At 63.0% G+C, this 24,361-nt stretch carries 25 protein-coding genes; 10 read left to right on the top strand and 15 right to left on the bottom strand.

What is annotated here, in order from left to right; genetic code table 11:
- Positions 1-115: 115 nt before the first annotated feature.
- Both AAFP29_RS17510 and AAFP29_RS17505 read right to left on the bottom strand, forming a co-directional pair.
- Positions 116-448 (bottom strand): DUF6054 family protein, encoded by a 333-nt coding sequence (locus AAFP29_RS17510; RefSeq protein ID WP_419218665.1) that lies wholly within the window; start codon positions 446-448, stop codon positions 116-118.
- A 35-nt stretch (positions 449-483) separates the two neighbouring features.
- Positions 484-1,602 (bottom strand): citrate synthase 2, encoded by a 1,119-nt coding sequence (locus AAFP29_RS17505; RefSeq protein WP_419218664.1) that lies wholly within the window; start codon positions 1,600-1,602, stop codon positions 484-486.
- A gap of 117 nt (positions 1,603-1,719) precedes the next feature.
- Between AAFP29_RS17505 and pdxH the strand changes: the two genes are divergently transcribed.
- Complete coding sequence (gene pdxH / locus AAFP29_RS17500) at positions 1,720-2,442, top strand: pyridoxamine 5'-phosphate oxidase (RefSeq protein ID WP_419218768.1); 723 nt, start codon at positions 1,720-1,722, stop codon at positions 2,440-2,442.
- A 7-nt stretch (positions 2,443-2,449) separates the two neighbouring features.
- Positions 2,450-3,724 carry an MFS transporter gene (locus AAFP29_RS17495; protein ID WP_419218767.1) on the top strand — a complete coding sequence of 425 codons (1,275 nt, stop codon included), beginning with the start codon at positions 2,450-2,452 and terminating at the stop codon, positions 3,722-3,724.
- Between the two features lie 36 nt (positions 3,725-3,760).
- On the opposite strand, the gene AAFP29_RS17490 is transcribed toward AAFP29_RS17495, so the two are convergent.
- The 3 genes from AAFP29_RS17490 to AAFP29_RS17480 all read right to left on the bottom strand — a co-directional run bounded on the left by AAFP29_RS17490 (position 3,761) and on the right by AAFP29_RS17480 (position 6,435).
- Positions 3,761-4,807: an oxygenase MpaB family protein gene (locus AAFP29_RS17490; RefSeq protein WP_419218663.1), complete on the bottom strand. Its 1,047-nt coding sequence runs from the start codon at positions 4,805-4,807 to the stop codon at positions 3,761-3,763.
- Between the two features lie 126 nt (positions 4,808-4,933).
- Positions 4,934-5,797 (bottom strand): biotin-dependent carboxyltransferase family protein, encoded by an 864-nt coding sequence (locus AAFP29_RS17485; protein ID WP_419218662.1) that lies wholly within the window; start codon positions 5,795-5,797, stop codon positions 4,934-4,936.
- Positions 5,794-6,435 carry a 5-oxoprolinase subunit B family protein gene (locus AAFP29_RS17480; protein WP_419218661.1) on the bottom strand — a complete coding sequence of 214 codons (642 nt, stop codon included), beginning with the start codon at positions 6,433-6,435 and terminating at the stop codon, positions 5,794-5,796. The genes AAFP29_RS17485 and AAFP29_RS17480 overlap by 4 nt, the downstream gene beginning before the upstream one ends.
- A 159-nt stretch (positions 6,436-6,594) precedes the next feature.
- Between AAFP29_RS17480 and AAFP29_RS17475 the strand changes: the two genes are divergently transcribed.
- Both AAFP29_RS17475 and AAFP29_RS17470 read left to right on the top strand, forming a co-directional pair.
- Positions 6,595-7,917: a citrate synthase gene (locus tag AAFP29_RS17475; protein ID WP_419218660.1), complete on the top strand. Its 1,323-nt coding sequence runs from the start codon at positions 6,595-6,597 to the stop codon at positions 7,915-7,917.
- Entirely contained in the window at positions 7,917-8,282 is a 366-nt protein-coding gene (locus tag AAFP29_RS17470; protein WP_419218659.1) for an FKBP-type peptidyl-prolyl cis-trans isomerase, read from the top strand. The genes AAFP29_RS17475 and AAFP29_RS17470 overlap by 1 nt, the downstream gene beginning before the upstream one ends.
- Before the next feature lie 218 nt (positions 8,283-8,500).
- Here AAFP29_RS17470 and AAFP29_RS17465 read toward each other — a convergent pair whose 3' ends face one another.
- The 6 genes from AAFP29_RS17465 to AAFP29_RS17440 form a co-directional block, all read right to left on the bottom strand.
- Positions 8,501-8,881: a hypothetical protein gene (locus AAFP29_RS17465; RefSeq protein ID WP_419218658.1), complete on the bottom strand. Its 381-nt coding sequence runs from the start codon at positions 8,879-8,881 to the stop codon at positions 8,501-8,503.
- A 124-nt stretch (positions 8,882-9,005) separates the two neighbouring features.
- On the bottom strand, positions 9,006-10,184 hold the full coding sequence (locus AAFP29_RS17460) for an ABC transporter permease (protein ID WP_419218657.1): 1,179 nt from the start codon (positions 10,182-10,184) through the stop codon (positions 9,006-9,008).
- Positions 10,181-11,080: an ABC transporter ATP-binding protein gene (locus AAFP29_RS17455; RefSeq protein WP_419218656.1), complete on the bottom strand. Its 900-nt coding sequence runs from the start codon at positions 11,078-11,080 to the stop codon at positions 10,181-10,183. The genes AAFP29_RS17460 and AAFP29_RS17455 overlap by 4 nt, the downstream gene beginning before the upstream one ends.
- Positions 11,077-11,676 (bottom strand): hypothetical protein, encoded by a 600-nt coding sequence (locus tag AAFP29_RS17450; RefSeq protein ID WP_419218655.1) that lies wholly within the window; start codon positions 11,674-11,676, stop codon positions 11,077-11,079. The genes AAFP29_RS17455 and AAFP29_RS17450 overlap by 4 nt, the downstream gene beginning before the upstream one ends.
- Positions 11,673-11,990 carry a helix-turn-helix transcriptional regulator gene (locus tag AAFP29_RS17445; protein ID WP_419218654.1) on the bottom strand — a complete coding sequence of 106 codons (318 nt, stop codon included), beginning with the start codon at positions 11,988-11,990 and terminating at the stop codon, positions 11,673-11,675. Before AAFP29_RS17445 ends, AAFP29_RS17450 begins: the two co-directional genes overlap by 4 nt.
- Before the next feature lie 151 nt (positions 11,991-12,141).
- Positions 12,142-13,329, bottom strand: a complete 1,188-nt coding sequence (locus tag AAFP29_RS17440) for an FAD-dependent oxidoreductase (RefSeq protein ID WP_419218653.1) — start codon at positions 13,327-13,329, stop codon at positions 12,142-12,144.
- A 44-nt stretch (positions 13,330-13,373) separates the two neighbouring features.
- On the opposite strand from AAFP29_RS17440, the gene AAFP29_RS17435 reads away from it, so the two are divergent.
- Entirely contained in the window at positions 13,374-14,105 is a 732-nt protein-coding gene (locus AAFP29_RS17435) for an enoyl-CoA hydratase (RefSeq protein ID WP_419218652.1), read from the top strand.
- A 50-nt stretch (positions 14,106-14,155) separates the two neighbouring features.
- Here the strand turns inward: AAFP29_RS17435 and AAFP29_RS17430 are convergent, their stop codons facing one another.
- From AAFP29_RS17430 to AAFP29_RS17420, 3 genes are read right to left on the bottom strand one after another with little or no spacing between them, the layout of a single operon-like run.
- Positions 14,156-15,490 (bottom strand): D-arabinono-1,4-lactone oxidase, encoded by a 1,335-nt coding sequence (locus AAFP29_RS17430; protein ID WP_419218651.1) that lies wholly within the window; start codon positions 15,488-15,490, stop codon positions 14,156-14,158.
- On the bottom strand, positions 15,487-16,740 hold the full coding sequence (locus AAFP29_RS17425; protein WP_419218650.1) for an alanine racemase: 1,254 nt from the start codon (positions 16,738-16,740) through the stop codon (positions 15,487-15,489). Before AAFP29_RS17425 ends, AAFP29_RS17430 begins: the two co-directional genes overlap by 4 nt.
- Entirely contained in the window at positions 16,724-17,344 is a 621-nt protein-coding gene (locus tag AAFP29_RS17420) for a TetR/AcrR family transcriptional regulator (protein ID WP_419218649.1), read from the bottom strand. The genes AAFP29_RS17425 and AAFP29_RS17420 overlap by 17 nt, the downstream gene beginning before the upstream one ends.
- A gap of 147 nt (positions 17,345-17,491) precedes the next feature.
- On the opposite strand from AAFP29_RS17420, the gene AAFP29_RS17415 reads away from it, so the two are divergent.
- Genes AAFP29_RS17415 through AAFP29_RS17405 form a run of 3 tightly spaced genes read left to right on the top strand, consistent with a single transcriptional unit; the run spans position 17,492 to position 21,347 of the window.
- Complete coding sequence (locus tag AAFP29_RS17415; protein ID WP_419218648.1) at positions 17,492-18,640, top strand: MBL fold metallo-hydrolase; 1,149 nt, start codon at positions 17,492-17,494, stop codon at positions 18,638-18,640.
- Entirely contained in the window at positions 18,637-21,108 is a 2,472-nt protein-coding gene (locus AAFP29_RS17410; protein WP_419218647.1) for an HAD-IC family P-type ATPase, read from the top strand. Before AAFP29_RS17415 ends, AAFP29_RS17410 begins: the two co-directional genes overlap by 4 nt.
- 50 nt (positions 21,109-21,158) lie before the next feature.
- On the top strand, positions 21,159-21,347 hold the full coding sequence (locus AAFP29_RS17405; RefSeq protein ID WP_419218766.1) for an antitoxin: 189 nt from the start codon (positions 21,159-21,161) through the stop codon (positions 21,345-21,347).
- 70 nt (positions 21,348-21,417) lie between these two features.
- Here AAFP29_RS17405 and AAFP29_RS17400 read toward each other — a convergent pair whose 3' ends face one another.
- Positions 21,418-22,014, bottom strand: coding sequence for a DNA-3-methyladenine glycosylase (locus AAFP29_RS17400; protein ID WP_419218646.1), 597 nt, complete (start codon positions 22,012-22,014; stop codon positions 21,418-21,420).
- Here AAFP29_RS17400 and AAFP29_RS17395 point away from each other — a divergent pair.
- Together AAFP29_RS17395 and AAFP29_RS17390 are read left to right on the top strand one after the other, a co-directional pair.
- Complete coding sequence (locus tag AAFP29_RS17395; RefSeq protein WP_419218645.1) at positions 21,992-22,429, top strand: SRPBCC family protein; 438 nt, start codon at positions 21,992-21,994, stop codon at positions 22,427-22,429. The genes AAFP29_RS17400 and AAFP29_RS17395 overlap by 23 nt on opposite strands.
- Before the next feature lie 24 nt (positions 22,430-22,453).
- Positions 22,454-24,334, top strand: coding sequence for a substrate-binding domain-containing protein (locus AAFP29_RS17390; protein WP_419218644.1), 1,881 nt, complete (start codon positions 22,454-22,456; stop codon positions 24,332-24,334).
- Positions 24,335-24,361: the final 27 nt, after the last annotated feature.

Below are 24,361 nucleotides of genomic sequence, written 5' to 3'. Positions count from 1 at the left end.
TCTAGTGCAATGGGCGAATTCTCGTCCCCGCCAGTGGGACGCGAGGGCAATATGCCCTCGGAGTGTGTTGAGGGGGACGAGATTTCAGTGGGTGGGCCAATGGGTGAGGCCGTGCTCAGAGCCGTTCCACGACATCGACAAGTCGGCGCAGGAACGCCTCCTCACCCATCGTGTTCATCTTGAAGAACACCGCTTGGCTGCCGCCGGCGGTTATCGCGGAGAGGAATAGATCCTCGCCATGCCCGACCAGGGTGACGCTCATGCTGACCCGATTGCTGCCGGCCATCGAGTAGCGCTCGTAAACCCTTACCGCACAACGGATCCCGTTGGCCTCGAAGTCGCTGCCATCCTCATAACTTGCCGACGAGCTACCGGCCCGGATTCCGTCGTGTACGGCATTGAGCACCCGCTCGAAGTCGCCGTGGATCAGCTTCTCGTATTTGGCCATCGGTTCCCCCGGCTAGTTGCTGTTCGGTCTTTTACCTATCCGTTGATCAAACCCCAGCCTTCGACATCCTCGGGACGCCGCGGCGCGGGGCCGGTGTAGAGGGCGGCGGGGCGCACCAGTTTGCCCAGCCGTTTCTGCTCCAGAATGTGAGCGCACCAGCCCGCGGTGCGGCCACAGGTGAACATCGCCGGCATCATATGCGGGGGCACCTCGGCGAAGTCGAGAATGACCGCAGCCCAGAATTCGACATTGGTCTCGATGGCGCGATCGGGCCGGCGTTCGCGCAATTCGGTGAGCGCGGCCTGTTCCAGGGCGGCCGCGGCCTCGTAGCGAGGGACGTCGAGTTCCTTTGCGGTGCGGCGCAATACGCGTGCACGTGGATCCTCGGCTCGATAGACCCGGTGGCCGAAGCCCATCAGTTTCTCTTTACGGTCGAGGATGCCTTTCACCAAGGCGCGCGGATCGTCGGTGCGTTCCACCTCTTCGATCATCGGCAGTACGCGCGCGGGTGCGCCGCCATGCAGTGGGCCCGACATCGCGCCGATCGCCCCGGACAGTGCGGCGGCGACGTCGGCGCCGGTCGAGGCGATGACGCGCGCGGTGAACGTCGAGGCGTTAAGTCCATGCTCGGCGGCACTCACCCAGTAGGCGTCAATCGCGGCGACATGTTTTGGATCGGGATCACCCTTCCAGCGCGTCATGAAACGTGCTGTGACCGTGTCGCATTCGTCGACAACATGCTGCGGCACCGCTGGCTGGTGAATGCCGCGAGCGGACTGCGCCACATAGGATAGAGCCATGACCGATGCCCGCGCGAGGTTCTCCCGTGCGGTGGCGTCGTCGATATCGAGTAGCGGTTCGTAACCCCAGATGGGGGCGAGCATCGCCAAGGCGGCTTGTACATCGACGCGCACGTCGCCGGTGTGGATCGGCAGCGGGAATGGCTCAGCCGGGGGCAGACCGTCGCCGAACTTGCCGTCGACGAGTAGTGCCCAGACATCGGCGAAGGTCACCTTGTTCTCCACCAGGTCTTCGATGTCGACACCGCGGAACCGGAGGTTGCCGCCGTTCTTATCGGGTTCGGCGATTTCGGTGGTGAAGGCGACGACGCCCTCAAGGCCGGGCACGAAGTCTTGCGGTACCGAGTTGGTCATGGCTCGGATTGTATGGGATCAAGACAACTGGCAGCCGACGTCGGGCATTGGAGTGATGCGAGTAGATTACGCACGGTGCCACCTAAGTCATCCGATGATTCGATCGACCTCGCGGGTATGCGGGTCGGATACGGTGCCCGCGCCGATGAGCAGTCGACCGGCGCGGACGGCCTGGCCGCTCATCTCGATGTGACGTGGCTTGTCGGCGACCCGCCGTGGCTGTCGCTGTTCAACCGCTGGATCACTGATGTCATCCGGGGCGGCGGTGGTACGGAATTCTCGACACCCGCGCAGCCGCGGGGGATGGCGTATATCGAGGCGAATGCGATGGTGCTCGGCACCGTTGACGCCAACGGCCATCCACAGACCCGAACCGTATTGTGTAAGGGTGTTGATGCGGCGGGCGTGGTGTTCTTCACCAGCTACGACTCCGCGAAAGGGCAAGCGCTCCAAGCGAATCCCTATGCGTCCGCGACATTCCCGTGGATCGGCCTGGAACGTCAGGTACATTTTCGCGGGCCGGTGAGCAAGGTCAGCGCCGCCGAAACGCAGGCCTACTGGGACTCGCGACCGCGCGGTTCGCAACTGTCGGCCTATGCATCGGCGCAGTCGGAACCGATCGGATCTCGAGAGGACTTGGAGGCGCGAGCAGCGGCGATCGCCGACCAGTTCGGCGGCATCGACGGCACGCAGCCGGTTCCGGTCCCACTGACCTGGGGTGGTTACCGGATCGATCCGCAGGTCGTCGAATTCTGGCAGGGGCGTGCCGATCGTCTGCATAATCGCGTGCGTGCGGTGGTGGTCGACGACAGTTGGCACGTCGAACGATTGCAGCCCTGACGCGGCGATGGCTCAATTCCTCGCGGATACCGCGCCACTTCGCAACGACTTCTTCCGTCGTTTGTGGGTGGCGAATATCGTCACCGTCATCGGTGCGCAACTCACCGTGGTCGCGGTTCCCTCGCAGATTTATCAAATCACCGGAAGCTCGGCCTACGTCGGACTAACCGGGGTTTTCGGTTTGGTGCCGCTGATCGTCTTCGGCCTGTGGGGTGGCGCTCTCGCCGATGCCTTCGACCGTCGCGTCATCTTGCTGGTTACCACCGTCGGCCTGATCGGTTGTAGTGCGCTGTTCTGGGCGCAGGCTGTTCTGGGGCTCAACAACGTATGGATCTTGCTCGCGATCTTCTCGTTGCAGCAGGCATTCTTCGCCGTCAATCAGCCGACGAGGTCAGCGGTGCTGCCCAGACTGCTGTCGGCCAAAGAGTTGCCGGCTGCCAATTCGCTCAATATGACGGTGATGCAGGCGGGTGCGATTGCCGGACCGTTGGTCGGCGGCATCCTTATCCCCATCCTCGGCTATTCGTTGCTGTACTTCTTCGACACGATCTCTCTGCTCACGACGCTGTGGGCGGTCATCAGCCTTCCGTCGTTGAAGCCGTTGAGTGACGGTGGCGGCGGCCGGAAGACAGTCGGGTTGCGGTCGGTCCTCGACGGATTCGTCTATCTGGGTGGGCATCCGGTGTTGCTGATGTCTTTCGTCGTCGACCTCATCGCGATGATTTTCGGTATGCCGCGCGCCTTGTTCCCACAGATGGCGCATGAGAGTTTCGGTGACAAACCCGAAGGAGGCCTTGCCTACGCGCTGTTGTTCGCCGCCATTCCCATCGGTGCGGTGATTGGCGGCGTGTTCTCGGGTTGGGTGTCGCGGGTATCGCGGCAGGGGCTGGCGGTGATTGTCTGCATCGTGTTGTGGGGCGGATCAATCGCAGTTGCCGGCGGCGCATTGTTTTTCGCACATGGCACGACTCTGCCTATCCTGCCGATTGTGGTGGTGGCCTTGATGGTCGGCGGTGCCGCCGACATGGCGTCGGCCGCATTCCGGATGTCGATGTTGCAGGCAGCGGCGAGTGATGACGTTCGCGGGCGACTGCAAGGGGTGTTTATCGTCGTCGTGGCGGGCGGGCCGCGTATCGCGGACGTCGGGCACGGTGTGGCGGCAGCGGCCGTGGGTACCGCGGCCGCGACCGCCGGTGGCGGCATCGCGGTCATTGCTGGAACAGTGATCGCCGCGCTGGCAGTGCCGGCATTCGTGCGCTACCGCGTAGGGATGCGCGGATAAGTCGCTGCGGTGACCCCGCGTCGCCGCAGTGACTATTTAGACCTCGTTAGCCTGCCAGGGCAGATTCGCCCGACGCTGGGCATTCACCGGGCAGTAATGCATAGGGTTGTCCCGTTGCGCATCCGACGGCATATTGCGCTGTGGGGTTTCGAGGATGGGGGCATCGATCGGGACTCGGCCGCTCACTCGGTCGTCGGCGTCGCGGGCGCGGGGGTGGCGGCGGTAGCGGGTCGGAACGAGGTGCATCGCGGCGTTGACCGCTTTGCCGAACAGTCGTAGTCGTCGTTCGTCGCGGTCAGACCAGGACAGCCCCATCATCTCGCGGACCGGTGCGTCGTAGAGGCCGGTGGTGATCCACATGAACATCTTCTGAACCTGCCCGACCTGCAACCTCCACAGCGGCATCGGCATCCACGACATCCACGGCGGCGGCGGGAGCTGGGAAATGTCGAGTACCGTGCGGACTGCCGCGTGGTCACGTAATACATTGCGGCACATGTGATCCCAGTATTTTTGGAAATCTTCGTAGGTGTCCGGGCAGGGGCGCATGCTCACGCCGTACATGGCATACCAGGTGCGCGACTCCTCGAAGAGTTGCCGTTTGGTCGCCTCGTCGATTGGCGGTCCGAAGATCTCCGCGCAGCGGACATTGCCGTACCAGAAGGTGGTGTGCGCCCAGTAGAAGACATCTGGGTCGAGTGCGTGGTAGCGCCCGCCGTCGTCCATCGTGCCCTTGATATCGCGGTGGTAGTCGCGTACCTGGTGGCCGGTGTCGGGGGTCAGGTCGAAGACGACGCCGCCGATCGGATAGATCGACCGGAGTAGTCGCTGCCAGCGTTCGCCGAAGAAGTCGGAATGATCCCAGACACCGGCGGCGAGTTTCGGGTGCATGTTCTGCATCGACCCCGACCACAGGCCCATCAGCATGCCTCGCCAGTCACCGAAATAGCGCCAGGTCGCTGAGTCGGGGCCGAGTGGTGTGACGTCGGGAGATTTGTCGGCAGGGGAGTCGACGGCGGGGGAGTCGACAGCATGGGGCAGTTCGCCGCTGTTGAGTGACGGGTCGGGCAGCACCTGGGTCATGAGACGAAACTCTATGTTCGTCTCACGCTGGTGTCAATGAAGTTGGCTGGAATCTGCCGATGTGGATATCACGAGGGAGATGCTCCCTCTGCGACGCCGACGCCGCAGGTTTTGGTCGGGCATCAGCTACCCACGCCGCAGTCGCACGACATTCCCCGGCGCCAACTGGCCGGCCCGGTCCAGCGACCGCGCGGACAGTACCGCGACCACCGGATAGCCACCGGTAACCGGATGATCGGCCAGGAAGATCACCGGTTGCCCACTTGGCGGGAGCTGGATCGACCCGTGGGCGATTCCCTCTGACGACAACTCGCTCAAACCGCTACGGTGCCGAACGGCAGCGCCGTCGCGACAATCCAGCCGCACCCCGACGCGATTGCTGGCCGCGTTGACCACCCAGGTCGCGGTGAATAGGTCCGCTAGGTTGTCGACGCGGTCGGCCCGCGGCCCGTCGGTTGCGTCGAGCACTACGACGTCGGGCAGTCGATCATCGACGGGGGCCGCGCCTATCGCCGGCCAGGAATTGTCGTGCGGACCGATCGGCAAGTGTGCCCCAGCGGTCAGCGTGGCCGGTCCGAGCGTGGCGAGAGTATCGGTCGACCGCGACCCGAGGGTTGGCTCGATATCTATGCCGCCCCGGATGGCGACGTAGTTGCGCAGCCCGGAAGTTGTTGTGCCGATGGATAACTCGTCTCCGTCGGTCAATGGCATCGATGCGTTGCGACCGTAGGCGACGCCGTTGCGGGCGACGTCAGCCATCGCGCCGCTCACCGCGGCAACCACATCGCCGACCGCGCGCAGTCGCAGCCCGCCCAGCGTCGTCTCGATACAGGCGGCGCCTTCGGCGTTGCCCACCAAGCGATTTGCCAGTCGTAACGCCCCACGGTCGGCCGCCCCCGACCGAGGCACGCCCAGATAGGCATAGCCCGGCCGGCCGAGATCCTGCACTGTAGCGAATGGGCCCGGCGTAAGAATTTCGACGGCGGTCATCGTGCGGTCACAAACCGGACCCAGGTGCCCGGAGCCAGCCGGGCCGGGGGAGTGCGGGTAACATTCCACAAGTCAAAGTCGGTGTGTCCCAACAGGTACCATCCGCCCGGGCTATCAGTCGGATAGACGGCGCTGTATCCCGCCGCGACCGCAACCGACCCCGCGGCGACTCTCGGGCGAGACTCGTCTCGACGCGACAAAGTGGACAGCGGGTTGTCGCCCTCGGGTACCAAATACCCGAAGCCCGGTGCGAATCCCATGAAGGCGACCCGCCATCGCGTCGATGCGTGGGCGTCGATCACACCACGCCGGGAGAGTCGCAGAAGTGTGGCGATTTCGTCGACGTCGGGTCCGTCGTAATGGACTGGAATCTCGATACTCGAACTGGCGCGGGGCTCGTCGTCATCGGGAATAGTGGCGGTGCGCAAGACGCGGCGCACGCCCAGCGAGTCGATGGGTGCGCTGGCCTGCACGAGCAGCGTCGAAGACGTGGGCACGACGTCGGTGACGTCGGGTAACAGGCCGGCGGCAACGGCATGGTTGATCGCGTCGGCGGCGGCGGTCACGGCGTCGAGCGGGGTGGGCTGGCCGGTGAAATCGAGAAGGACCGCGTCGGGACCGGCGGGACGCTCACGCACGCCTTTAACCTACTTAGTGTCACGTCGAGAATCGAGTAACTCCAGGTCAAGCCGCCGCGTCTATTACGCGGAGGTTACACGGGCGACCCTGTCTCCGCTGCGAATCCGGTGAAAGGCTACTTTGTATCTTGCAACTCTCACCTGAGTAAAGGGGTTCGTGTGTCTGCTGAAACAGTCCCAGCCGACCAGGCGTCCGACAGTCCCTCCGCGACGTTCACCTACCCCGGTGGACAGCTGGAACTGCCGATTCTGGAAGCAACCGAAGGCAGTGATTCGGTCGCGCTGGGTAACCTGCTGGCGAAGACCGGTCTGACGACCTTCGATGGCGGGTTCGTCAACACCGCGGCGACGAAGTCGGCTATTACCTATATCGACGGCGATGCTGGCATTCTGCGTTATCGCGGGATCCCCATCGACCAGCTCGCGGGCAAGTCGACGTTCATCGAGGTCAGCTACCTGCTGATCTACGGTGAGCTGCCGTCGCAGTCCGAGCTCGACGACTTCACCGAGCGGATCCAGCGGCATACGCTGCTGCACGAGGACCTTAAGCGGTTCTTCGACGGCTTCCCGCGTAACGCGCATCCGATGCCGGTGCTGTCGAGCGCGGTCAACGCGCTGAGCGCCTATTATCAGGATTCGCTTGATCCGAAGGTTCCCGAGCAGGTCGAGCTGTCGACGATTCGTCTGCTCGCCAAGCTTCCGACCATCGCGGCCTACGCGTACAAGAAGTCGGTCGGTCAGCCATTCCTCTACCCGGACAATTCGTTCAACCTGGTGGAGAACTTCCTGCGGATGACCTTCGGCTTCCCGGCTGAGCCCTACGAGGTGAACCCCGAGGTAGCCAAGGCCCTCGACATGCTGTTCATCCTGCACGCCGACCACGAGCAGAACTGTTCGACGTCGACGGTGCGCCTCGTCGGATCCAGCCAGGCCAACCTGTTCACGTCGATCTCCGGCGGCATCAACGCACTCTGGGGGCCGCTGCATGGCGGTGCCAACCAGGCTGTGCTGGAGATGCTCGACGAGATCAAGGCTTCCGGTGGCGACACCAAGGCCTTCATGGATCGGGTTAAGAACAAAGAAGACGGTGTGAAGCTCATGGGCTTCGGACACCGCGTCTACAAGAATTACGATCCGCGCGCGGCCATCGTCAAAGAGACCGCGGATCAGATCCTCGCCTCGTTGGGTGTTCAAGACGAACTACTCGACATCGCCAAGGGCCTGGAAGAGGTTGCGCTACACGATGATTACTTCATCGAGCGCAAGCTCTACCCGAACGTCGACTTCTACACCGGCGTCATCTACCGCGCGATGGGATTCCCCACGCGAATGTTCACCGTGCTGTTCGCGCTGGGCCGGCTGCCCGGCTGGATCGCGCACTGGCGGGAAATGCACAGCGACCCGACGACCAAGATCGGTCGTCCGCGTCAGCTGTACACCGGCTACACCGAGCGCGACTTTGTCGTGATGGGAGACCGCTAATGGCCACCGAGAAGCCCGAAGTCGAATTCCCGGAGGGACCCGCACCAGCTGAACTGCAGGTCGTCGACCTCATCGAGGGTGACGGCGCCGAAGCGCAGCGCGGCGGCGTCGTTGACGTGCATTATGTCGGCGTCGAGTACGAGACCGGCGAGGAATTCGATTCGTCGTGGGATCGCGGTCAGTCGGCAAACTTCCCCCTCGATCGGTTGATCCCCGGCTGGCAGGAAGGCATCCCCGGCATGAAGGTCGGCGGACGTCGTCGGCTGACGGTGCCGCCGGAGCTGGCTTACGGACCCGCGGGTGCCGGCCACCGGTTGTCGGGCAAGACGCTGGTGTTCGTCATCGACCTGCTGGGCGCCAACTAGTTCTTTCACTGCAAATGTCCCCGTAGCGGGAGCAGACGCAATAGTGCCGTCTGCTCACGTCACGGGGACATTTTCTGTTTCACGGAACTGTTCTGGCGTCGGCGGCGCCCAACTCAGATGTGCGGCAGCGTGTTACACAGCACAGATCTGACCATGCCCGACCTTCAGGCGGATATGGGGATGACGTACTGGCCGATATCGCTGAGTTCCAGCTGAACTCAGCTACATAAAGCCGACGACCGGAATCCGTGTGCGACACCGCGACTGCGGACTTTGCCGTTCACCGAGATCTGACACTGTGCTGTATCGCCTTCGCTCTGCATACGCAGGCCCAAGATCTGGCGAGGTACCGAACTGGGGAAGGTTATCGTGCGGCGGTAGAGACCGTCTGGGCCCTTCTCGGTGAGTGCGAAGTCATGCTGCTGGCGCAGAATATTGACGCCGTTGTAATAGGAGATGGTGCCCCAGGACGTCGCCGAGGCCACGCTGAAACTGATGACGTCACCCCGGGTGGCGGCCGGTGCGCTAGTCGCGGCGACCGTGGTTCCGGCGAAAGCCACGGTAGCCGCGGTAGCTCCGAAGATCATCCATCTGCGCATGTCCTCAACATCCTCACTAACCGGGTGGTTGATACCACTTGATATAACGATTATCGCGTACATCACATCATGTCGGTGAAGTTATCTTGCCACTCGGTGTTGTCGAGGTCGACGTCAGGGGCGGTTAGCCGCGCGAGGTCAGCGCTTCGATCCATTTCACCCGTGATCCGGTTCGCAGGATCGACCGTTGGTAAATTTTGGCAGCCGTCCACGCCGCGATCGCGCAGGCCACGATCATAAGTATCAGCGTCCCGACGATCTGGAACGTATCGGTGTCGCCGGTAGCGATCCGCATCGGCATCAACGCCGCGCTGAATGGCGGAATCCAGCTCAGCGTCTGGATGAGCGTTGAGTCCAGAGCGTTGATGCCGAAGGTCGCCGAGTACACGACGGCCAGCGCCAGGATGGTCAGTGGAGCCGAACTCGCATTGAGCTCCTCCTGACGCGATACCAATGCACCCGTGGCCGCGTAGAGCGTCGCGAAGAAGAGGAATCCGAGCACGAACCAGATGAGTACGGCCGCGAACACCCCGCCGGCCAGGCCGGGCAGTGTCAACAGCCCGGTTGCTTTGCCGGCGATCACCGCCGTCGCTCCAAGGATCAGAACCTGAGCCAGTGCGATGGCACCGATACCCAGAATTTTGCCCCACAGCAAGTGCAGCGGTTTGATAGTGGCCAGCAGGATCTCGACGACGCGAGAAGTCTTCTCCTCGACGACCCCGACGGCAACCATCGAACCGCCGGTCATGATTGCCATCATCAACAGAATCGTTCCGATGAGCGCGATGGCAATCCGTTGGTCGGCGTCGGGTTTGCGCGGCGTGGTCTGCTCGGCATTAACCGTGATAGCGGGCAGTGACTTTGCGTCGACGCCGCGCGCTGACAACGCGCTCGTCATGCTCACCGAATCGATGGTGCTTCGAATCGCGCCGTCGAGTTGGGGATCGATCTGGTTCTTGCTCACCGCGACGAAGTTTCCGGGGGACGTCGCGACGATTGCCGCATCGAGACTGCCGTCGGCCACCTGACTGCGCGCCTGCGCGGCATTGTCGATGCGGACCACCTCGATCGGCACACCGAGTTGATCACCCACGCTGGGCAATGTCTCGCTGATGGTCGCCGTGCCATCGCCGGTGATGCCGACGCGTTGCCGGTCGTCGCCGCCGGTGACCAGCGCCAGCACTATTGCGCCAACCACGATGACCACCATCATGAGAGCGGTGGTGATCAGGAAGGAGCGGGTCTTGGCGCGTGTCACGATTTCACGTTGTGCCACAAGCCAAATCGCGGATCGGGCGTTCATGCGGAAACCACCTCTCGGAAGATCTCGGTCAGGCTGGGTTTGCTGGTTCGGAATTGGTGGACCGGCCCCGTGGCCAGCGCAGCGTGCAAGATCTCCTGGTCGTCGGCGACGGACTGATCCAGGGTGAGTCGAGTCGTGACGCCGTCGTGGGCCACGTCGAGAACTCCGCGCAGGCCGTTCGCCCACGTGAGAGTTGTCGGGGGACCGACTACTTCGAGAACCGCGCCATGACCCGACCGGAGCTCATCTACGGTGCCGACCGCACGCATCGCACCCTTGACGATGACGCCGACGCGATCACAGAGCTGCTGGACCAGGTCGAGTTGATGGGACGAGAACAACACCGGCACACCGGTATTCGCCTTTTCGCGCAGTACCTCGCTCATGACGTCGACGGCGACCGGGTCGAGGCCGGAAAAGGGTTCGTCGAGCACGAGGACGTTGGGGTCGTGCACCAGGGCGGCGGCAAGCTGCACCCGTTGCTGATTGCCGAGTGACAGGTCGCCGACATTGTCGTTGATGCGTTCTCCGATGCCGAGTCGTTCGGTCCAGCGGGTAACGCTCGCGGCGGCGTCATCGGGTGAAAAGCCGTGTAGCCGTGCGAGATACGAGAGTTGCTGCCCGACCTTCATCTTGGGGTACAGGCCCCGTTCCTCGGGCATATAGCCGATGTTGCGGCGAGTGGAGAAATCGATGGGGTCATCGCCGATCGTGACCGAGCCGGAGTCGGAGGATAGGACGCCGAGGATGATTCGCATCGTCGTCGATTTGCCCGCACCGTTGCTGCCGACGAACCCGAAGATCTCACCAGGTGCGACGGAGAACGAAACATCTTGCAGCGCAACGAGATCACCGTAGCGTTTCGCGAGGTTGCGGACATGGAGGGCGTGGCTCATCGTGGGTCACTTTCGGTTGTGTCGGGGTCGAAATCGTCCGGATCGGGATCGGTGGTCCACCATGCCGTCAGCAGGGTGGGGGTCATGGTTCCGGTCAATAGAAGCGCGATCTGGGTGATGGCCGCACCGTAGACATATTGGGACGGCACGCCATCGTCGTGCCAGCTCGACAAGAAGATGAGGATGAAGTACGGCACGAACATCAGGCCGACGAGAATGCCGAAACTTATTGAACGCGCGGCATTTCGCTTGGCGAGCTGAAACTCGTCCAGCGCTGGTGCGGGAGTGTCGGCGATTGAGCCGGACACGATGCGCAGCACGTACTGCGCGGCGATACAGCCCACGATGCCGATGACGAACGGGATGGAGAACCACCATGAGAAGTAGGCAACGACTGAGCTGATCAGGATGAGAAGGAGGTTGAGGATCAGCAGCCGTGCGGCTCGCCGGGCGCCTCGGCGGTTATGCCACGTCGGTAGGCGGTGACCGTTCTTGCGAACAAAGGTGTCGTGCATGCGAGTGCGCCACGCTTCATAGCGGCGCCAGAGCCTGGGTGTCGCCGCTTCGGGGAGCGGTGAGTGCGGATCGGTCGTCATTGCGAGGCGCCTTTCGAATGGTCGGATCGCGGGGCGGCGCGGGCTGGCTCGTCGGCGCGCCCGTAGAGCTCGGTCGACATCGCGCCGAACGGAACGCGGCTGAACACTGCCTCGACGGGCAGTGAGAACACCGCACAAATTCGGAAGGCCAAGTCGAGACTGGGGTAGTTGTCGCCGCGTTCGAGTGCGCCGACCGACTGCATATTGATGTCGACCAGTTCGGCGAGCTGAGCACGCGACATCGACCGCTCGGCACGCAACACGGCGATGCGGTTGAAGATTGGGAGCTTATCCCCACGTCTGACAGGACTCACATGACATAGTGTTGTGAAAACACAACAGAATGTCAAGACGAGAGATAGCTAGTCGTTCGATCAGAAGACCTCATCCCTGTCAGTGCCCGTGAAGGGCAATATGCCCGCAGGTTCAAGTGGTCTGGGCAACGTCCCCTGAGGGGACGAGATTTCAGGTGTCGTCGCCAGTCAAGAACTCCGCAACGTTTCGCGCGGCCTCACGGCCCGCTCGGTTCGCGCCGATCGTTGACGCCGACGGCCCGTAACCGATCAATTGGATCCGCGGATCGTCGGCGACAGTCGTGGCGAGCCGTCCGGTCATTACGATTCCACCGCCCGGACCACGCAGGCGTAAGGGAGATAGATGATCGAGAGAACTGCGGAATCCGGTATTCCAGAAGATCACATCGACGTCAAGGGTCTCGCCCGCCAGCGCTCCGCAATCCCAGGCGACGCCGGACGGAGTTATCCGTCCGAACATGGGTCGCCAGTCGGCGAGAATCCCATCCTCTCGGGCGGCGGCGATAGCCGGCGTTAGTGGCAGTCCGGTCACCGACACCACCGACGTGGGTGGCAGGCCGGCCCGGACCCGTTCCTCGACCCGGGCAACCGCTTCGCGGCCCCGGTCGGGGTTGAAGTCCGCTGGCCCGAAGGACGGCTCGGTTCGCGATGTCCAAAACGTCTGTACCCCAGGCGCATTGCGTGCGATCTCGATGAGTAACTGCACCGCCGAGATACCGGCACCGACCACCAGTACTCGCTTGTTCGCGAAGTCCGATGGTCCGCTGTAGTCGTGGGTGTGCAGCTGCCGTCCGCCGAATTCCTCTATGCCGGGCACATGCGGTATGAACGGACGCTCCCAGGTGCCGGTCGCGTTGATGATCGTCTTCGAGGTGATCTCGAATTCGGCCCCGTCGTCTCGGGCTGCCGCGCCTGACCCGGTGACCCGAGTGAGGAATAGTGACCCATCGTCCGACCTTCGCACCGACCGCACCCGGACTGGCCTGCGCACCGTCAGCCCGAACTTCTCCTCGTACAGTTCGTAGTATCGCGGCACCGCGCTCGATGCCCGCACCATGCCGTCGTGGAGTTCGTCTTCGCCGAGTGCTTCTACCAGGCCCAAACCGGGCAGATCGTGCACGCGGTTGGTTCCGGCGAGCGTGAGTGTTGGCCAACGGAACTGCCACGCCCCGCCCGGGCGCGGCGCGGCGTCGAGTAGTTGGTAGCGATCGCTCAGGCCGAAATGTTCTAGGTAGTAGGCGCCGGACAACCCCGCCTGCCCACCGCCGATTACGAGTACATCGGAATGTGCGAGTGGTGCCTCACCAGGGTCGATGTCGATTACTGCATCAGCGCTCACAGTTATCACTGTGGCATGCGCCGCGGCGCGGTAGGTTATTGCCCATGATTTTCAGCTCAACTACCGACTCCGTGACCACGATCGAACTGGCCCGAGAAGCCAAGCGCAATGCTCTGGACGAGCAGATGGTGGCTCAACTCTCAGACGCGTTCGCCACCGCGGCCAGCGACGGGTCGCGGGCGATCGTGCTTACCGGGCGCGGTAGCGTCTTCAGTGCGGGCGCTGACCTCTCCGGCGCCGTCTATGACCCGGCATTCCTGGAAAAGCTCGTCGCGACATTGCAGCAGATCGAATCGACTCCGGTGCCGGTTATCGCGGCCCTGAACGGTTCGGCGCTCGGCGCCGGATTGCAATTGGCGATGGCCGCCGATCTGAGAGTGATGGCACCCGACGCGCTGGCTGGTATTCCGGCCGCGAAAATCGGTGTGGCCGTGGATGAGTGGACCATCCGACGGCTGGTGTCGCTAGTCGGTTCGGGGCAGGCGCGCGGAATGCTGATCGGCTGTGATCCACTATCGGCGGATCGAGCCCACGCGCTCGGTTTCGCCAACCGCATCGGCGACCTCACCGATGCCCAGCATTGGGCAACCACGATAGCGTCGCTCGCGCCGCTGACCCTGCAGCACTACAAGCTGGTGCTCAACGGCGACGGTGCGCGTGACTCGGCGCCCCAGGACCGCATCGATGCGATGCTGAAGGCATGGCAGAGTGAAGATTTGGCCGAGGGGCGCGCCGCGAGGACAGAAAAGCGAGTACCCGTATACAAGGGACGCTAGGGAACTGGCGGTTGGATCTCTCGTGGTCAGCACTCGACCGACGGCGCTACCTACCCCAGCACCCGCTCCAGATAGGGGTTGCTGAATACCCGTTCGGGGTCAAAGCGTTCCCGAACCTTGCCGAAGTCGTCGAATTTCGGGTACACCGACCGTAGGTAGTCGGCGTCGCGGGTATTCATCTTGCCCCAGTGCGGACGGCCTTGGTGGGCAATCATGATCGCTTCGACGTCGTCGAAGTATTTCTGCGAGTCGGTAGCGTCATCACCCGAATACCGATGCGCCGCAATGTATCCGCTCACCCGACCCGACGCCGTCGACAGCATCAGATCGTCGGCCGCCGCCGCGCGCACCTCGATCGGGAAACTCACTCGATACCCACGCCGCTCGATCATCGAACGCACCTCGCGTACGGCGGTCGGCACGGCTTCTAACGGAATCGCGTATTCCATCTCCCGGAAGCGGACATTGCGCTCGGACGCGAATACCTTGGTCGACAGGTCGGTGATGGTGCGGGGCGAAAGTGCTCGTCCCGCAATGTTATTGAAAGTCGGCACCACCTGCGGCCAGCGCGCGCCGATCCCGCAAAGAAGCCCGAGCATACTGTTGCTGAGCAGTTCGTCGTCGATGTAGCGACGTATCCTGCCCGGCCCCGACGCCGGCGTATCGGCGGGACCGCGCGTATTCGTCTTGGTCAACGTGCACTCGGTGTGCGGGAACCAGTAGAACTCGTAGTGGTCGTGTCTCGTGACATTGTCGCCGAACGATTCCAGCACCTCGTCGACGTGTCCGGGAGCTTCGACCGCGGTCAGCGTGAAGGCCGGCACACACTGCAGTGTCACCTCGGTCACGATGCCAAGTGCTCCCAGCCCCAGCGCGACCGCCTTGAGATCTCGATCGGATTCCTCAATGCGGCGTACCGTCCCGGTCCCGTCCACCAGCGTCGCAGCGACGATCTGCGTGGAGATTCCGCCGAAGCCAACCCCGGTGCCATGAGTGCCGGTCGACGTCGCCCCGGCCAACGTCTGCTTGTCGATGTCGCCGAGATTGGGCATCGCGAGACCGTGCGGTGCAAGTAGCTCAGGCATCTCGTAGAGATGGGTACCCGCGCCGAGGGTTACTCGGCCGGTTTGTGAGTCGACACTCCGCAATCCCCGCAGATTCTCTAGTGTCACCTGCACTCCAGGTGCCACCGCGATGCCCGAGAAGCTATGTCCCGCACCGATCGGCTTCACCGTCAAGCCATGTTCGCGGGCATCGGAGATCAGTTCGGCCACATCGGTTTCCGACCTCGGCCGACGTACTGACACCGGATCCGCAGTCTCCGTACCACCCCAATTGCGCCATCTACTGACGGCTGTCGCGGGTGTCTGCTCGTGAGGGCTCACAGGAAGCTCTTTCCTTCACCCCGGTAGGTCGGCACCACGTCAACGACACGGGGTCCGCCGTCGGCATCGCGGTCGATGATGGCGACTTCGTTTGCGTGTTCGGCCGCCTCGCCGGATTTGGTATGACGAAACCATACTCGGTCCCCGAGGTTGCGGCCATGTGCAGCTTCGCCGCGTAACGGCGTTTGAACTTCGCCGGCTGCCTCGGTGCCGATATAGGAAAGTTCTTGTGGCCAAACAGGTTTAGGGAGCCGATCCGGTGCGGCGGGGCCGGATGCGATCCATCCGCCACCGAGGCAGGTGATGATGTTAGGTGTCGGCCGGCGCACCACGTCGAGGCCGAAAGCCATCGCCGGGGCGGGGTGAAAGTGCGCGTAATTGTCGAAGAGGTGTCCGCCGAAGAAGCCGCTGCCCGCGGCGATGTCGGTCACCGAGGAATCCGTTGCGGTCTCCTCCAATGATCCGGTGCCACCGGCGTTCACGAACTCAAGTTCGGCATGCCGGGAGATCGCGGCGATGGCCGCACCACGGCGCTTGCGCAGTTCCGACATCGAACGATCCTGCATTGTGGCGACCACGCGATTCTTCACTCTCGCGCCGGCTACCTGGTTTCCGACGCCCGCGACCTGCGCCTCGTATGACATCACGCCGACCAATTTGAATCCCGGCCGTTCGGCGATCGCGCGTGCCAGCGCTTCCGCGTCGGCGGGCCGGTGTACCGGAGAACGGCGCACCCCGATATGGACCAGACCGAAGGCCAGTCGCAGGGATGCGTCGAGGTCGATCGCGATGCGTACTGTGCCGCGCTGCCCGGGCGCGCCGACGGAATCGATGAGGTCCAGATGTTCAGTGGAATCAACCAACAGCGTCACGCGTTCACGTGCGATGTCGTCGGCGAGGAACCTGCCGATCGCGCCGCGCGATGTGGTTGGGTAGCCCATCAGTACGTCCGGGATGCCGAGTTCGGTTGCCAGCCAACGTGCTTCGTCGACGGAGTAGGCCAATACGCCCGCAAAATCATCCCGGCTGAGAATGTCGCCGATGACCGAACGCACTCGAAGCGATTTGCTCGCGACCCGAATCGGGACGCCGCCGGCGCGCCGTCGAAGATCGGCGATGTTGTGCTCGAGTGCGCCCTGATCGATGATCAGCGCCGGGGAGTCGAGCCGCGCCGCGCGTGCCGCAGCATCGATGCTGCGCCAGTACGTGTCAGGATCGGATTGCCAGAGCGCTTCAGAGGGGTTGGGCATGCTCAATCATTACATTGACGACGGCGGTAATCAGCTGACGGACCACCTTGTCGTCAGCGGTGCTGAGGTAGGTGAGCGTGATCGCGTTGGTGGTCGCGATCATCAGCGGCGCCAAATCGCTTACGGGTACGTTGAATTCGACGTTCGCACGGGCAGCGCCGACCCGCAATCCGTCACCGGCGATCGCGTAGAGACGTTCATACATAACTTTGCCGGCGTCGTCGAGTTCAGGGTGGTTATGCGCGTAAATGCCGAGGGAGATCGTCGCCTGCATTCGGCCGGGATCAGCACGCAGCATCTCGTAAAAAGTGTCGAGGTTCTCATACATGTTGGCACGAAGGTGTTCGATGCCCTCGCCTTGTGGATTGGTGCCCGGGGAGATGGCGTCGAGCACCGCGCCGAGGTCGCTGGGTACCGCGGTGTCGATCACCGCGCGCAGCAAAGCGGTCCGACTCTCGAACGCGTAGTGGAAACTCGCCAGCGGCATACCGGCTTGGGCACAGATCCGTCGGGTGGTCGCGCCCTCGACGCCAAGGTCGGCGATTACCCGGTAGGCCGCACTGATGAGCGCCGAGCGGCGATCCTCCACCGACATCCTTGTCATCTGGCGTCGATCTCCTTCGCTGGTACGGCGTATGCCGATTGATTGTCGGAATCGACCTGTGATCGGTTCGTGACAAATCCTAGCGTGGCGTCGCCACGCGCGACGGCTAACGCCTAACCCTCGTCGAGCACGATTAGTGTGGTTCAAATGAGCACATCAACCTTGGCGCAAGCGGCAGCCTTCGGAGCCCGTGCGGCGGCCACCGTCACCGATAATCTGGCAGCGCGCGGGGTGACGCCGGCGCGGGCGGTTGGCGCCTCCGCGGCTGACATCGCACCACACGTCGTCGGGTCGGAGTTTTTGCGCGACGGCCGGTTCGGCAACCTGGAGCCGCCGATCCCGATGAACGGCAGCCCGGCGGGTGCCGTGAGTGACATGATTCGCCGCCCCGGTCGGCCGAGTCGGCCGATCGTCGTCACCACCCCCGATTTCGCGCACCAAGCTCGCGACCTTGCGGTGACGTGGCTCGGCCATGCGACCGCTCTGCTGGAAATCGATGGTTCGCGCGTGCTTACCGATCCGGTGTTCTCCCGGCGATGTTCGCCGTCACAGCTCGTCGGACCGGGCCGGATGCATCCGACGCCGTGCGCAATCGCCGACTTGCCGAAACTCGATGTCGTGTTGATTAGCCACGATCACTACGACCATCTAGACATGAGCAGTGTCATCGAGTTGTCGCGAACCCAACCCGATGCTGTCTTCGTCGCTCCGATTGGTGTCGGTGCGCATTTGCTGAGCTGGGGGATTCCCGCCACTCGAATTCGGCAGACCGATTGGCACGGTCAGATCGAGGTGGCAGCCACCGGTGGAACGTTGACGTTCACTGCAACGCCGGCCCGCCATTTCTCCGGACGGGGCCTGGCGCGCAACCTGACTCAGTGGGTCAGTTGGGCGATCGTAGGCAAGGAGCATCGAGCGTTCTTCTCGGGCGATACCGGCTTCACCGAAAGTTACGCCGACGTCGGGGCACGGTTGGGGCCCTTCCACCTGACTCTCATCGCGGCCGGCGCTTACGACGTCCTGTGGCCGGATATTCACGTCAATCCCGAAGAAGCGGTTCAGATTCACCGGATGTTGACCGGAGACCTGGGTGCCGACGCGGTGCTCCTACCTATCCACTGGGGCACCTTCAACCTTGCCCGGCATACCTGGGGTGACCCGATGGCACGGGTGTTGGCCAGTGCCGCAGCTGAATCGGTGACAGTCCTGACGCCCCAACCTGGTGGCGACATCGACCTGGTGACCCGCACCGGATCGGGCACCGTGCGCCCCGACTGGTGGGAGCGATCCGCATGAGCGAGAACGTGTTGGTGAAGAGTGCCAATCCCGGTCTTACCTCGGCCGAAGTGGCACAACGGGTTTCATCGGGACAGGTGAATACCCTACCCGACCGCTCCGGCCGCACCGTGTCAGATATTGTGCGCGCCAACATCTTCACCCGTATCAATGCGATTCTGGGTGTCCTGTTCGCGTTGGTCGCGGTGACCGGATCGATGATCAACGGACTGTTCGGCCTGTTGATCGTCGCGAACAGCGCGATCGGCATCATCCAGGAGATCCGGGCCAAGCAGACCCTCGACAAACTGGCCATCGTCGGCCAGACCCGCCCGACGGTACGCCGCGACGGGGTGGCGCAGGAGGTGGCGCCCGACGAGATCGTGCTCGACGACATTATCGAAATCGGACCCGGTGACCAGGTCGTCGTCGATGGCGAAACCGTGGAGGCTGGCGCACTCGACGTCGACGAATCGCTGTTGACCGGGGAAGCCGATGCGGTCGATAAGACGCCAGGCGATCAGATCCTGTCCGGCAGTTTCGTGGTCTCGGGCATCGGCGCCTATCGCGCGACCAAAGTCGGCGCCGACGCCTACGCTGCCCAGTTGGCGGCCGAGGCGTCGAAGTTCACCCTGGTGGCGTCGGAGTTGCGCAGCGGAATCAACCAGATCCTGAAAGTCATTACGTGGCTGCTGATTCCGGCTGGAATTCTGACCATCGTCAACCAGCTGTTCATCAGTAAGAGCGGTTGGAAGGACTCTATTCTCGGTATGGTCGCGGCACTGGTGCCGATGGTTCCCGAGGGCCTGGTCCTGATGACCTCGATCGCGTTCGCAGTCGGCGTGGTTCGCCTGGGACAGCGACAGTGCCTGGTCAACGAGTTGCCCGCGATCGAAGGTCTGGCGCGCGTCAACGTGGTCTGTGCGGATAAGACCGGCACGTTGACCGAGAACGGTATGCGGCTCTCGGACGTGGTCTCGGCGACGGGTGACGATACGCCCGACGACCGATACCGAGAAGTACTGGCCGCCTTGGCAGCTCGCGATCCACGCCCGAACGCGAGTATCGCCGCCGTCGCCGAGGCATATCCCTCGGCGCCCAATTGGTCGACGACCGCGGTCATGCCGTTCACCTCAGCCAAGAAGTGGAGCGGAATGTCATTCCGTGACGACACCTCTGGCGCCGACACTGGCAACTGGCTTATCGGTGCGCCCGACGTCCTGCTTGACCCGCAGAGCGAAACCGCCCGCAAGGCAACACGAATCGGCGAAAGTGGATTGCGTGTCCTGCTCCTCGCACGTACCGATCGGCCCGTCGACGCCGAGCCGACCGGCGACTCGACAGTGCCCGGCACGCTCGAACCAGCTGGCTTGGTGGTGCTTGAGCAGCGAGTTCGGTCGGATGCCAGGGAAACGCTCGACTACTTCGCCTCGCAACGGGTCGACGTCAAAGTGATCTCGGGTGACAATGCTCGATCGGTCGGTGCGGTAGCCGAGTCGCTTGGTTTGGGTAATGCCGACACCTCGGTCGATGCCCGCGAATTGCCAAGTGACCAAAGCGAACTCGCCGACGCGGTGGAGAGCGGAGTAACCTTCGGGCGAGTACGCCCCGACCAGAAGCGGGCGATGGTCAAGGCATTGCAGTCGCGGGATAACACGGTTGCGATGACCGGTGACGGCGTCAACGACGTCTTGGCGCTCAAAGACGCCGACATCGGCGTAGCGATGGGATCGGGTAGTTCAGCGGCACGGTCAGTCGCGCAGATTGTGTTGCTGGACAACAAATTCGCCACATTGCCCTACGTCGTCGGCGAGGGTCGTCGGGTGATCGGAAATATCGAGCGAGTCTCGAATCTGTTCCTCACCAAAACCGTATACGCGGTATTCCTGGCGCTGCTTATCGGCATTGCCGGTGTGGCGGGAAAGATCTTCGGTTTCGATTCACTTAGCTATCCGTTCCAGCCGATCCACGTCACTATCTCCGCATGGTTCACCATCGGCATCCCGGCATTCGTACTCTCGTTGGCGCCCAACAACGAACGGGCACGTACCGGCTTCGTACGTCGCGTATTGACCCAGGCGGTACCCAACGGACTCATCGTCGGCATCGCGACATTCGTCACGTACGTGATCGTCAACCCCGGTGGACAGGGGCGGGCTCTTGGTTCTGAGGACACCGTCGCGATGAGCGCCGAGCAAACACAGGCATCGACAGCGACGTTGATGACGTTGATCGCCGTCGCCGTCTATGTGTTGGCCGTTGTCGCGAGGCCATATACCTGGTGGAAAGTGCTTTTGCTGACCGCGTCGGTCGGGGCATACTTGATCATCTTCGCCTGGCCCTGGACGCAGGATATGTTCAAACTCGACTCGACGAATTGGGCGATGAACAGCACCGCATTGATTAGCGCCGCAGTCGCTATCGTGGCCGTCGAGATAACGTCACGAGTCCTGCCCCGAGTAGTGCGGGGCCAAGGCGGCTCGTCTTAGACTGGGAGCCGGTGCGAAGGAACGGCCTTCGCGTGACGAAGGGGCCAGAGATGGATCTCAAAGGCTTGATCGATAAGGCGAAGTCGGCACTCAAGAGCAACCCGAGCCTGGTCGACAAGGGTGGCGACGCCATCGACAAGGTCACCAAGGGCAAATACGCGGGTCAGGTTGACAAGGCGCAGGACGCCGTCAAGAAGGCTGTCGGTTCGGAGGAGAACAAGCCGCCGCAGCAGCAGTAACCCGGTCACACTTCTATCGCCGTCGTCTCGCTCATACGAGACGACGGCGATTGTGGTTTAGCGGACGAGGTTAGATCTGATCGCTTGTTTTCGCGTGCCGACGGTAGGCCGAGACCGTCGGGTCATCGGAAATCCAGAACCGCCACGGTCGGTTCGCCGCGTGTCGTACGCCAACGCGCGGACCGGACGAGATCTCGACGGCCGAGGTGTCGCTACCGCGGTCCAGATAGACCGGCGTCGCAGTCGTCAGGTCGGTTCCCAGGTCGGCGATGGTTATCCCGAGCGCTTTGGTGAAATTTCCCGGCCCGCGTGCCAGGTAATTGTCGGGAACTGGCCCCCGACGTTCGCGTGCGAGGGCGACGCCGCCGTCGATGCGTCCGGCACGGATCAGAACCGCCGACGCCTGCTCGGTCGGTCCGGTCACGACATTGGCACAGTGGTGTCCGTGAATGCGGTAGACGTATAGCCGCCAGGGCGGGCCGTACATGATCTCCGACCTCGGCGTACGGGTGAATGCGTGCGATGCCGGGTCGTCGATTCCGGCATAAGCCTCAACCTCGGTGATGATCGCGGTCACACCATGACCGACGAGTCGGGCACCCAACAGGTCGCGAGCGCGGTCGATCACAGTATTGTCTGCGTTCATGGCAAAAACGAGCGACTCCATTGTTGTGGACATCTCCCCGGAAGATACCTGGAAATTCGCGTCCGACCTCTCTCGCTTCGAGGACTGGCTGGTCTTGCACGACGGATGGCGAAGTGAAGTGCCCGCCCCCGGCGAGCTTGGCGTCGGCACCAAGGTGGCATCGATCATCAAACTCAAAGGTGCGCGCGTGCGCTTCGATTGGGTCATCGAACATTTCGACGCACCGCGCGGCGTGCGGTTCAAAGGTAGCGGCAAGGGCGGGGTGAAAGCCAAGATTGATCTGGCCATTGCCCCATCCGGCGACGGATCGACTGTTACCTTCACCGTGGAACTCGGGGGTCTGCCGCTCATCGGTCCGGCAGGCAAGGCCGCCGCGATGGCGACCAAGGGCGACCTCCAGGAATCGCTGCGACGATTCCGGGAAACATTCGGCTGACTGGGCGCTAGGAGTAGAGGCACTATGGGACGGCACACCTCGGGTGATGACACCGAATCGCAAGGCAGCGGGCGACCGGACACAGGGAGCCATCGGCTGCCCGAGGTCGATCCGCGCGGACCGGGTCAGTCGGGGTATGCCGGACCAGGCCGCGCGGTGCGGTCGTCGGACGGCCCTGCGAATCAACCGGTTTCAGACCGTGCTGAGTCGACCTCGCGTCGCACGACATCGGGTCCGCTGGTGGCGGACCAGAAACCCGGTGACGACACATTCGGTTTCGACCACCGGGACACGGGATCATCGCGTCGGGCCGGAATCCTTTGGGGTCTACTCGCATTGCTCGTCGTCGCCGCATTGGTGACCGGCCTCGTCCTGTGGCGATCCGGCGTCGTCGGAGGGTGCGGCGATCGGACGCAGGTGTCAGTGGCGTCTGACCAGACGATGACCGGATCGCTCAAAGCGCTGGCGCAGAAGGCATCTGACAACTCGTGCTACGACTTCACGGTCAGTACACTGGCCGGTGCGGATGCGCCGGGCCTACTGACGCAGGGCGACAAGGCACCCGATCTATGGGTCGCCGACTCGCAGACACAGGCGCGTCGGGTCACCACCCAGGTACGTCGCAACCTTGATCTAGTCAACGAGTCGACTGCGAAATCGCCGGTAGTCGTCGTCGGCAAACAGGTTCCCGCACTGGCGAGTTGGACCGATGTGATGAAACTTCCGGACCTGCGGATGGGATCACCGATCGATACCTCGACCGGTGACGCGCCCATCATCGGTGCGCTGGCAGAGGTCAACGCCGGGACACTGCAGCAGAAACAGCTGACCGATGCGATGACAGTGCTTGCGGTGCAACAGAATAACGCGCGACTGGCGAACGACAACGAGGGCACGCGGCTCAACTTGGCGAATACGTCGAACGTGCCCGTGGTGACCACCGAGCAGCAGTTCCTGCTATTCGCCCGTACCCACCCGGGGTCGGAGCTGAAGCAGAAGGCGCCGTCGGACGGCACGGTGATGTTGGACTATCCAATGGTCAACACTGCGTCGTCGGCGCGGCATGACGACGCGGCTGCGGCCGGAAAAGTGTTGTCGGACACCATCAATGGTGGTGACGGGCAGAGTATCTTGCACGAGGCGGGGTATCGCGGTGCCGATGGCGCCGCGCTGCCGGGTAATTCTGGGCTTGGCAACGTCGAGCTGCTGAACCTCAAGGACCCGACGCAGGTGGATAAAGCGTTGCGTCAGTGGCAAGTCCTTGGCGTACCGATCCGGACGCTCGTCGTCGAAGACACGTCGGGCTCGATGGAGCAGTCGGCCGGCTCGGGTGACGGCACCCGCGCGGATCTGCTGCTGCAGGCATCGCTGACCGGACTGAAGTTGTTCCCCAACAACACTCAGATCGGTGGTTGGGCGTTTTCGATCGACAAGGGTGGGTCCGGACAGGACTGGCAAGAATTGGCGCCGATCCGCCGGCTCGATGCACCGGCGTCGGGAGGAAAGACACACCGCGACTACCTCGGTGACGCGGTCCGTCGCGGTCTGAGCGACCTCGGCGGCGGCACCGGCCTCTACGACACCACGCTGGCCGCGTTCAAGAAGGTTCAGGACAGTTACGACCCGAACTACTCCAACAGCGTCATCATCATGACTGACGGCGAGAATGAGGATCCGAACAGCATTAGCCTCGATACGCTGCTGTCGGAGCTCAAACGCCTGGAAGATCCGGCACGGCCGGTCTTGATCTTGACTATCGGTATCTCCGACGATGCCGACACTGACTCGCTCAAGCAGATCGCCGACACAACCGGCGGAACGTCGTATGTGGCGAAGAGTGCCGACGACATCAAGACCGTATTCGTCGACGCGATAGCGGCGCGAGTAGCCGCTGCGGGGCGGTAGCGGCGTCGGGCGGGACTGAGTTGGCTT

The sequence above is a fragment of the Gordonia sp. CPCC 205333 genome (assembly GCF_048537885.1).
GTDB lineage: Bacteria > Actinomycetota > Actinomycetes > Mycobacteriales > Mycobacteriaceae > Gordonia.
This window is presented reverse-complemented; position numbering and strand designations above follow the sequence as displayed.

Excerpts from the sequence above, each read along its gene's own strand:
- AAFP29_RS17510 (WP_419218665.1), bottom strand. The coding sequence starts at position 448 with ATGGCCAAATACGAGAAGCTGATCCACGGCGACTTCGAGCGGGTGCTC.
- AAFP29_RS17505 (WP_419218664.1), bottom strand. The coding sequence starts at position 1,602 with ATGACCAACTCGGTACCGCAAGACTTCGTGCCCGGCCTTGAGGGCGTC.
- pdxH (WP_419218768.1), top strand. The coding sequence starts at position 1,720 with ATGCGGGTCGGATACGGTGCCCGCGCCGATGAGCAGTCGACCGGCGCG.
- AAFP29_RS17495 (WP_419218767.1), top strand. The coding sequence starts at position 2,450 with ATGGCTCAATTCCTCGCGGATACCGCGCCACTTCGCAACGACTTCTTC.
- AAFP29_RS17490 (WP_419218663.1), bottom strand. The coding sequence starts at position 4,807 with ATGACCCAGGTGCTGCCCGACCCGTCACTCAACAGCGGCGAACTGCCC.
- AAFP29_RS17485 (WP_419218662.1), bottom strand. The coding sequence starts at position 5,797 with ATGACCGCCGTCGAAATTCTTACGCCGGGCCCATTCGCTACAGTGCAG.
- AAFP29_RS17470 (WP_419218659.1), top strand. The coding sequence starts at position 7,917 with ATGGCCACCGAGAAGCCCGAAGTCGAATTCCCGGAGGGACCCGCACCA.
- AAFP29_RS17465 (WP_419218658.1), bottom strand. The coding sequence starts at position 8,881 with ATGCGCAGATGGATGATCTTCGGAGCTACCGCGGCTACCGTGGCTTTC.
- AAFP29_RS17460 (WP_419218657.1), bottom strand. The coding sequence starts at position 10,184 with ATGAACGCCCGATCCGCGATTTGGCTTGTGGCACAACGTGAAATCGTG.
- AAFP29_RS17455 (WP_419218656.1), bottom strand. The coding sequence starts at position 11,080 with ATGAGCCACGCCCTCCATGTCCGCAACCTCGCGAAACGCTACGGTGAT.
- AAFP29_RS17450 (WP_419218655.1), bottom strand. The coding sequence starts at position 11,676 with ATGACGACCGATCCGCACTCACCGCTCCCCGAAGCGGCGACACCCAGG.
- AAFP29_RS17435 (WP_419218652.1), top strand. The coding sequence starts at position 13,374 with ATGATTTTCAGCTCAACTACCGACTCCGTGACCACGATCGAACTGGCC.
- AAFP29_RS17425 (WP_419218650.1), bottom strand. The coding sequence starts at position 16,740 with ATGCCCAACCCCTCTGAAGCGCTCTGGCAATCCGATCCTGACACGTAC.
- AAFP29_RS17420 (WP_419218649.1), bottom strand. The coding sequence starts at position 17,344 with ATGACAAGGATGTCGGTGGAGGATCGCCGCTCGGCGCTCATCAGTGCG.
- AAFP29_RS17415 (WP_419218648.1), top strand. The coding sequence starts at position 17,492 with ATGAGCACATCAACCTTGGCGCAAGCGGCAGCCTTCGGAGCCCGTGCG.
- AAFP29_RS17410 (WP_419218647.1), top strand. The coding sequence starts at position 18,637 with ATGAGCGAGAACGTGTTGGTGAAGAGTGCCAATCCCGGTCTTACCTCG.
- AAFP29_RS17405 (WP_419218766.1), top strand. The coding sequence starts at position 21,159 with ATGGATCTCAAAGGCTTGATCGATAAGGCGAAGTCGGCACTCAAGAGC.
- AAFP29_RS17395 (WP_419218645.1), top strand. The coding sequence starts at position 21,992 with ATGGCAAAAACGAGCGACTCCATTGTTGTGGACATCTCCCCGGAAGAT.
- AAFP29_RS17400 (WP_419218646.1), bottom strand. The coding sequence starts at position 22,014 with ATGGAGTCGCTCGTTTTTGCCATGAACGCAGACAATACTGTGATCGAC.
- AAFP29_RS17390 (WP_419218644.1), top strand. The coding sequence starts at position 22,454 with ATGGGACGGCACACCTCGGGTGATGACACCGAATCGCAAGGCAGCGGG.